5 protein-coding genes and 1 pseudogene are annotated in these 8,002 nt (G+C 64.8%); 2 read left to right on the plus strand and 4 right to left on the minus strand.

Annotation, left to right across the window (positions count from 1 at the left end):
- Positions 1–87: 87 nt before the first annotated feature.
- A complete protein-coding gene (locus EGJ22_RS25270; protein WP_029888100.1) occupies positions 88–1,374 on the minus strand; it encodes an FAD-binding oxidoreductase in 1,287 nt (428 codons plus the stop codon).
- 166 nt (positions 1,375–1,540) lie between these two features.
- Positions 1,541–3,031 (minus strand): aldehyde dehydrogenase family protein, encoded by a 1,491-nt coding sequence (locus EGJ22_RS25275; protein ID WP_029887912.1) that lies wholly within the window; start codon positions 3,029–3,031, stop codon positions 1,541–1,543.
- 136 nt (positions 3,032–3,167) lie between these two features.
- On the opposite strand from EGJ22_RS25275, the gene EGJ22_RS25280 reads away from it, so the two are divergent.
- Both EGJ22_RS25280 and EGJ22_RS25285 read left to right on the plus strand, forming a co-directional pair.
- Positions 3,168–4,058, plus strand: coding sequence for a LysR family transcriptional regulator (locus EGJ22_RS25280; RefSeq protein ID WP_029887911.1), 891 nt, complete (start codon positions 3,168–3,170; stop codon positions 4,056–4,058).
- A gap of 209 nt (positions 4,059–4,267) precedes the next feature.
- On the plus strand, positions 4,268–5,662 hold the full coding sequence (locus tag EGJ22_RS25285) for a VOC family protein (RefSeq protein ID WP_029887910.1): 1,395 nt from the start codon (positions 4,268–4,270) through the stop codon (positions 5,660–5,662).
- Positions 5,663–5,792: 130 nt separating this feature from the next.
- Here the strand turns inward: EGJ22_RS25285 and EGJ22_RS27045 are convergent, their stop codons facing one another.
- On the minus strand, positions 5,793–6,653 hold the full coding sequence (locus EGJ22_RS27045) for a methyl-accepting chemotaxis protein (RefSeq protein ID WP_371105801.1): 861 nt from the start codon (positions 6,651–6,653) through the stop codon (positions 5,793–5,795).
- Positions 6,648–7,691, minus strand: a pseudogene (locus EGJ22_RS27050) (Cache 3/Cache 2 fusion domain-containing protein); the annotation flags it as partial. The gene EGJ22_RS27045 and the pseudogene EGJ22_RS27050, both read right to left, overlap by 6 nt.
- Between the last annotated feature and the right edge of the window lie 311 nt (positions 7,692–8,002).

Consider the following 8,002-nt stretch of genomic DNA (forward strand, 5'->3'; position numbering starts at 1 on the left):
ACAGGCGCTGCCATACCTTATGGCAAACACCTGTCAGCCCTAAGGCGATCCCTGTGGGAGCTGGCTTGCCGGCGATAGGGCCAGTGCTTACAACACAACCCGCAAGCATTGCCCCGCGTGGTACAGCGAGAACCCGGACTCATAGAACGCGGTACGCAGCGATGGCGCGCTCACGCCACTCATTGGCGAGAACGGAATCGGCAGGCTGCCCGCCTCACCCTTGAGCAGGAACTCGGCAAACGCCCGGCCAATCACGGTGCCGGTGGTATTCCCACGCCCGTTATACCCGGTCACCGCCACCAGCCCCGGCGCCGGCTCGAACAGGCGCATCAGGTGGTCGGGGGTGAAGTCGATGCAACCGGTCCAGTGCATTTCCCACTCCACCTTGCCCAGGCCCGGGTAGTAATGGCTTTGAATGCGGTCGGCCCAGCTGCGCACGAACCAGGCGGGCTTGTTGTCGACCCGGCCCAGGCTGCCGAGCAACAGGCGGCCCTGGTCGTCACGGCGGATACTGCTGAGCACGGTGCGGGTGTCCCATGAGCCCTGGCCGTGCGGCAGTACCTTGTCGGCCTCAGCGCCTTGCAGCGGCTTGGAGGCGACCTGGTAGTAATAACCGCGGAAGAACTGCTTCTGCAGGTTGCTCCAGTCGCCTTCGGTGTAGGCACCGGTGGAAATCACCACCTTGTCGGCCCGTACCGAGCCACGGGCCGTCTTGACCCGCCAGGCGTCGCCCTCGCGCGCCAGGCCTTCGACAGCCGACTGCTGAAACAGCTGGCCACCCAGGCGCACCACGGCCGCAGCCAGGCCCTGGGTGTAGCCCATGGGGTTGATGGTGCCGGCGCGGCGGTCGAGCAACGCGGCGGAAATCTTGTCGGTGCCACAGTATTCCTGGCACTGCGCGCCGGTCAGCAGCTCCACGTCGGCACCGCGACGGCGCCACTGCTCGTGGCGGGCCTCAAGGTCGGCGATGCCGGTGGCGTTGTGCGCCATGTGCAACGTGCCCTTGTGCTGGGCCTGGCAGTCGATGCCCAGGCGCTCGATCATTGCGAACACTTCAGCCGGGGCTTCACCCAGCACCTGGTTCAGGCGGCTGCCCTGCTTCTGGCCAAGGGTCGCCTCGACGTCGTCGGGGCGGATCCAGGTACCGGCATTGACCAACCCGACGTTGCGCCCGGAGCCCCCGTGGCCGACCTTCCAGGCCTCCAGCAGGATCACCGACTTGCCCTGCTCGAGCAGGTGAATGGCCGCCGACAGGCCGGTAATGCCGCCACCGATCACGCACACATCGGCCTTGTGCTCACCGGCCAGGGCCTGGGCGGCCACGCTCGGTGTGCTGACGAATTCCCACAAGCATTGTTGACGCAGTTCGGACATGGCCCGGCTCCAGCAATTTGTTCTTGTTGGGGCTGCCTTGCAGCCCATTCGCGGGTAAACCCGCTCCTACGGGCACTGCACAGGTTCGAAAAGCTGTGCAGTGCCCGTAGGAGCGGGTTCACCCGCGAACCGGGGGCAAAGCCCCCGGCCATGCAGCATCAACCGATCAGTCGAACACGATACCCTGTGCCAGCGGCAGCTCGCGCGAGTAGTTCACAGTGTTGGTCTGGCGGCGCATGTAGCCCTTCCAGGCATCCGAACCGGATTCCCGGCCACCACCGGTCTCTTTCTCGCCACCGAACGCACCGCCGATCTCGGCACCGCTGGTGCCGATGTTGACGTTGGCAATGCCGCAATCACTACCCGCAGCGCTCTGGAAACGTTCGGCCTCACGCAGGTCGGTGGTGAAGATGCACGACGACAGGCCTTGTGGCACTTCGTTGTTCAGGCGCAGGGCCTCTTCAAAGTCGTCGTAGGCCAGTACGTAGAGGATCGGGGCGAAGGTTTCGTGGCGGACCACGTCGCTTTGCGCCGGCATTTCAGCGATGGCTGGCGACACGTAGTAGGCATTCGGGTACTGCTCGGCCAGCTGACGCTCACCACCGAATACCTGGCCGCCTTCGTCGCGGGCCTTGGCCAGGGCACCCTGCATGGCGTCGAACGACAGCTTGTCGATCAACGGGCCAACCAGATTGTCCTTGCGCGGGTCGCCAATGCGGACTTTGCCGTAGGCGGCTTTGACCCGGGCAACCACTTCGTCCTTGATCGAGCGGTGCACGATCAGCCGGCGCAGGGTGGTGCAGCGCTGGCCGGCGGTACCGACCGCCGAGAACAGGATGCCGCGCACGGCCAGGTCGAGGTCGGCGCTGGGGGCCAGGATCATGGCGTTGTTGCCGCCCAGCTCAAGGATGCTGCGGCCGAAGCGTGCAGCCACACGTGGGCCAACTTCGCGCCCCATGCGGGTGCTGCCGGTGGCGCTGACCAGCGGCACACGCGGGTCGTCGACCAGGGCTTCACCGGCTTCACGGCCACCAATGACCAGCTGCGCCAGGCCCGCCGGGGCGTCACCAAAGGCTTTCAGGGCTTTCTCGAACAGTGCCTGGCACGCCAGGGCGGTCAGCGGGGTTTTCTCGGACGGCTTCCATACCACGGAGTTGCCGGCCACCAGGGCCAGTGCGGTGTTCCAGGCCCACACCGCGACCGGGAAGTTGAAGGCGCTGATCACGCCGACCACCCCCAGCGGGTGCCAGGTTTCACGCATGTGGTGCCCTGGGCGCTCGGAAGCGATGGTCAGGCCGTACAGCTGGCGCGACAGCCCCACGGCGAAGTCGCAGATGTCGATCATTTCCTGAACTTCACCCAGGCCTTCCTGGGTGATCTTGCCGGCTTCAATCGAGACCAGCTCGCCGAGGTCGGCCTTGTGCGCACGCAGCACTTCGCCAAACAGGCGCACCAGTTCGCCGCGGCGTGGTGCCGGTACGCTGCGCCAGGCTTCGAAGGCGCTCTGGGCCTGGTCGATGCGGGCGGTGGTCTCGGCCTTGCCGAGCAGTTTCACCGAGGCGATCTGGCTGCCGTCGATCGGCGTGTGAACAGGGTAATCGCCCTGGGTGTAAGCCTCGGCGGCAACGCCAAGGCGCTCGAGCAATCCAGCAACCATTTGTGCTTCTCCTACATCGGGTGATGGGGTGGAAAAATGATGTGGATCAGTATTAATCCGATCACATAGGTACAACAAACGACCTTTATTCCGCATATCATTCCACCAGGTAATGATCCGTATCGCAGAGACCGCTATGTCCAAACGCCTGGTGCCCTCCATGACCGCCCTGCAGTGCTTTGAAGCTGCAGCCCGCCATTTGAGTTTTACCCGTGCCGCTGAAGAGCTGCACCTGACCCAGAGCGCGGTCAGCAAGCAGGTGGCGCAACTGGAGGACATGCTGCGCCATCACCTGTTCCTGCGCATTCGCCGGCGCCTGCAACTGACCCCGGCCGGCAGCCTGTACCTGGCCGAGGTCAACAAGATCCTTACTCAGGTGGATATGTCCAGCCGCTACGTGCTCACCTATGGCGAGCAGACCGAGATATTGAAGGTCGCCACTCAACCGAGTTTTGGCGTGCGCTGGCTGATCCCGCACCTCAAGGGCTTTGGCAAACGGCACGGCAATATCCACCTGGATATCCGCAACGAGATGGAGCCGTTCGCCCTGCTGCAGGGCTCGGCGGACGTGGTGTTCTTCTATGGTCAGGGCACCTGGCCGGGTGCCACCTGCGTGGCGCTGTTCGGCGAAGAAGTGGTGCCGGTGTGTGCGCCGGAGCTGCTGGCCGGGCGTGAGTTGGCGGGCGCCGAACAGCTGGCCGAGTTGGTGCTGTTGCAGAGTACCTCGCGCCCCGAGGCCTGGCACGAGTGGTTCCTGGAGCAGGACCTGCAAAGCGTCAACGCCTACCACGGGCCGCGCTTCGATACATTCTATATGGCATTGAGCGCCGCGCAGACAGGCTGCGGGGTAGCACTGGTGCCGCGCTACCTGGCAGCCAAGGAGCTGGCCGACGGCAGCCTGGTGGTGCCATGGGATCACGCCATGCGCAGTGCCGGGGCGCATTACCTGGCGTATGCCGAGCATGCGGCTGAGGTGCCCAAGGTACGGGCGTTGGTGGAGTGGATCGGCGAGCAGTTGCAGGTTTGAGGTTGCCGGGCCGCTCTGCGGTACTTTCGCGACACAAGGCCGCACCTCGACCTGTAGGAGCGGCCTTGTGTCGCGATGGGCTGCAAAGCAGCCCCAATGGCCCTTGAGGTCGATCAAAAAAGGAATGACACACTCACTTTTTTTCGCTTGTGAGCAAGGTGCATTCCCAGCTTTCATGTAAGCGTCCGAACCTAACCAGGAAGCTAGCGATGCCCGCCCACGATTTCGTCAGCCCCGACAGCATTCGCGCGCAGTTTTCTGCCGCCATGTCGCTCATGTATAAACAGGAAGTGCCGCTGTACGGCACGCTGCTGGAGCTGGTGAGCGAAGTCAACCAGCAGGTCATGGCCCAGCAGCCCGACGTTGCCGAGGCCCTGCGCTGGACCGGCGAAATCGAGCGCCTGGACCACGAGCGGCATGGCGCCATCCGGGTTGGCACCGCCGCAGAACTGGCTACCATCGCCCGCCTGTTCGCGGTGATGGGCATGCAGCCGGTTGGGTACTACGACCTTAGCTCTGCCGGTGTGCCGGTGCACTCCACCGCCTTCCGCGCGGTGCACGAGCAGTCCCTGCACATCAGCCCGTTCCGGGTGTTCACCTCGCTGCTGCGCCTGGAACTGATCGACAACCCGCAACTGCGCGAACTGGCCCAGAGCATCCTGGCCAAGCGCCAGATCTTCACCCCGCGCGCCCTCGAACTGATCGCCCAGTGCGAGCGCGACGGCGGCCTGAATGCCACCGATGCCGCCGCATTCGTGCAGGAGGCCCTGCACACCTTCCGCTGGCATCAGGACGCCACCGTCACCGCCGCGCAATATCAGCAGTTGCACGATCAGCACCGGCTGATTGCCGACGTGGTGGCCTTCAAGGGCCCGCACATCAACCACCTGACCCCGCGTACGCTGGACATCGATGCCATTCAGGTCGGCATGCCGGCCAAGGGCATTCCGCCCAAGGCCGTGGTGGAAGGCCCGCCCACCCGCCGCCACCCGATCCTGCTGCGCCAGACCAGCTTCAAGGCCCTGCAGGAAAAGGTCGCCTTCAGCGACCAGCAGGGCAGCGAAGGCAGCCACACCGCGCGCTTTGGCGAAATCGAGCAACGCGGTGCGGCCCTGACACCCAAGGGCCGCCAGCTGTACGACAAACTGCTCGACGCCACCCGCGCTGCCTTGGGCGGTGCGCCTGCCGAGGCCAACGCCGAACGTTACATGACACTGCTGAAGGACAGCTTTGCCGAATTCCCGGACGACCTCGCGCAGATGCGTGAGCAGGGCCTGGCGTATTTCCGTTATTTCGCCACCGAGAAAGGCCTGGCCGCACGTGACCAGCAAGGCCGCCCCACCACCCTGGAGGGCTTGATCGAGGCCGGCCATGTGCACTTCGAAGCGCTGGTCTACGAGGACTTTCTGCCGGTAAGCGCGGCGGGCATCTTCCAGTCCAACCTGGGTGACGATGCGCAGGCCGAGTACGGCAGCAATGCCAACCGCGATGCCTTTGAAGCGGCATTGGGGCTGCAGGTGCAGGATGAACTGGCGCTGTATGCGCAAAGCGAGCGGCGGTCGCTGCAGGCTTGTGCGCAGGCGTTGAACCTAGGTTCGATGTAAGCCGGTAGATCGCCGGGGGCGCTTTGCGCCCCATTCGCGGGCACGCCCGCTCCCACAGGCCCAAGGCTTGCGCTGTACCTGTGGGAGCGGGCGTGCCCGCGAATGGGCCGCAAAGCGGCCCCCTGCGATATCAGCGGAAACGATCAACTTCTTGCCGCAGCTGCGCCGCCAGCCCCTCCAGCTCCCGCGCGGTAAAGGCCAGCTCATTGGCCACCTCGCGCTGCTCGCCGTTGGCCTGGGCAATGCTCTGCAAATTGCGGCTGAGCACCGTCGCCGTGCTGCTCTGCTCCTGAGTCGCCGTACTGATCACCGTGAACTGCTCACCCGCCGCACGGCTCTGCTCGTCGATACGCGCCAGCGCTTGCGCCACCTTGTCATTGCGCTGCAGACCTTCCTGCATCAGCTGGTTACCCTGCTCCAGCGTCGTGATGGCGTGCCCGGTCTGCTGCTGGATGCTGGTGATCATCCCGGAAATTTCATCCGTGGCCTGGCGGGTTCGTGCGGCCAGGCTGCGCACTTCGTCCGCCACCACCGCAAAGCCGCGGCCCTGCTCACCGGCGCGGGCAGCCTCGATGGCCGCATTCAACGCCAGCAGGTTGGTCTGTTCGGCGATGGCAGTGATGACGCTGATGATGCCGCCGATTTCCTGCGAGCGTGCCCCCAGGCTGTCCATCACCGTGGCCGTACCGCCGAGGGCATCGGCGATCTGCTTCAGCGAACGCGATGCTTCATCCATGGCGCTGCGGCCGATGCGGGTCTGCTGGGCATTGTCACGCGCCATGCGCTCGGTGCCCGCCATGTTGTCGGCGATGTTCATCGAGGTGGCGCTGAACTCCTCCACCGCACCGGCCATGCTGGTGATTTCACCGGACTGCTGCTCCATGCCCTCGCAGGCCCCGGCCGACAGGCCAGACAACGATTTGGCGCGCGAGCTGACTTGCTCGGACGCACTGCGAATGTGCTCGACCATGCCTGACAAGGCCTCGCCCATCTTGTTGAAGCTGCTGGCCAGTTGGCCGATTTCGTCGTGGCTGGTCACGCTCAGCCGCGCGCTCAGGTCACCTGCGCCCAGCGCTTCGGCCTGGCGCACCAGCGCGTCCAGCGGCCGCAGCTTGCGCCGCAACAGCCACAGGGTAGCCGCCACCGCCAGGACCATGGCCAGCAGGCTGCCGATGGCCAGGCGCAGGCCTACACTCCAGGTCACCTCACGGATTTCCGCCATCGGCATGCTCGCCACCACCGTCCACGGGCCTTCGACAAATGCGGCCGTTGCGCTGTACAGCGGTTGCTCGGCATTGGCTGGTGGCACCAGCCACTGACCGTTCTCGTCCTGCAGGGCCAGCGAACCGGTCTGGCCAATGCGGAAACGCTTGAGGTTGGCAAACTGGGTGTTCTGCGCATCGGTGTAGTCGAAGCCAACGAACAATACGGCGATTACCCGGCCGTTGCCGTCACTCACCGGCACATAGCGGGTCATGTAGTTGCGCTCGAACAACACGGCGCGGCCAACGTACATCTGCCCGGCCAGCAACTTGCGGTAGGCCGGGTGCTGACGGTCGAGCTGAGTGCCGATGGCGCGGCTGCCGTCCTGCTTCTTCAGGTTGGTGCTGATGCGCACGAAGTCTTCGCCACTGCGCACGAACAGCGTGGCGATGCCAGCGGTCATCTGCTGGAATTCGTCAACCTGCTGAAAATCGTTGTTCAGCAAATGATCACCCAGGTACAGCGCCGGTGTTGCCTGCCCGGCGACCTGCACCGTTTCACCGGCATGCAGCGACAGGCCCGAGGCGAAGCGGCGCTCGAACAACCCGCTGAGGCGCTGGGTATTGTCCTTGAGCGAACTGTGGAAGGTTTCGAGCTGGTCGGCCAGCAGGCGCGCTTCACTGCCCAGGTGCGCCTGGCGTGTGGCGAGGTTGGCATCGTCCAGCGAACGCAGGGCAAACAGGGTACTGCCGGAAATCACCAGCGCCAGCACGATGGCGAGGGCGACACCGAGCTGCGAGGCTATGCGGGCACGGGGTTGAGACATGTGAAGCTCCTGGCAAGAGGCCGGGATCGTCCTGATCACACTGACCGCCCGCTTTCTATCGACGGGAAGTGCGCCCTCTTCCGGGACGCTGGTGCCAGTGAATCGGCGTCGCGGGCGAATACTTGAGTGTCGGGCCGGGATATTCGCAAACGTTTTCTACAGCCTGTTGCGGCCCTGTCGTCGGCAAGCCGGGCCCCACACGTGCAGCACAGGTCTTGAGCGCATCGCTACCGGTGTGGGAGATTCTATGGTTCCTGGCAAGGGTAGCCGGAGCATCTTCAGCGCCTGTGAGATCGAGCGCCGCCCGCGCG

Source organism: Pseudomonas sp. p99-361 (assembly GCF_003935475.1).
Taxonomy (GTDB): domain Bacteria; phylum Pseudomonadota; class Gammaproteobacteria; order Pseudomonadales; family Pseudomonadaceae; genus Aquipseudomonas; species Aquipseudomonas juntendi.

Excerpts from the sequence above, each read along its gene's own strand:
- EGJ22_RS25275 (WP_029887912.1), bottom strand. The coding sequence starts at position 3,031 with ATGGTTGCTGGATTGCTCGAGCGCCTTGGCGTTGCCGCCGAGGCTTAC.
- EGJ22_RS25270 (WP_029888100.1), bottom strand. The coding sequence starts at position 1,374 with ATGTCCGAACTGCGTCAACAATGCTTGTGGGAATTCGTCAGCACACCG.
- EGJ22_RS27045 (WP_371105801.1), bottom strand. The coding sequence starts at position 6,653 with ATGGGCGAGGCCTTGTCAGGCATGGTCGAGCACATTCGCAGTGCGTCC.
- EGJ22_RS25285 (WP_029887910.1), top strand. The coding sequence starts at position 4,268 with ATGCCCGCCCACGATTTCGTCAGCCCCGACAGCATTCGCGCGCAGTTT.
- EGJ22_RS25280 (WP_029887911.1), top strand. The coding sequence starts at position 3,168 with ATGTCCAAACGCCTGGTGCCCTCCATGACCGCCCTGCAGTGCTTTGAA.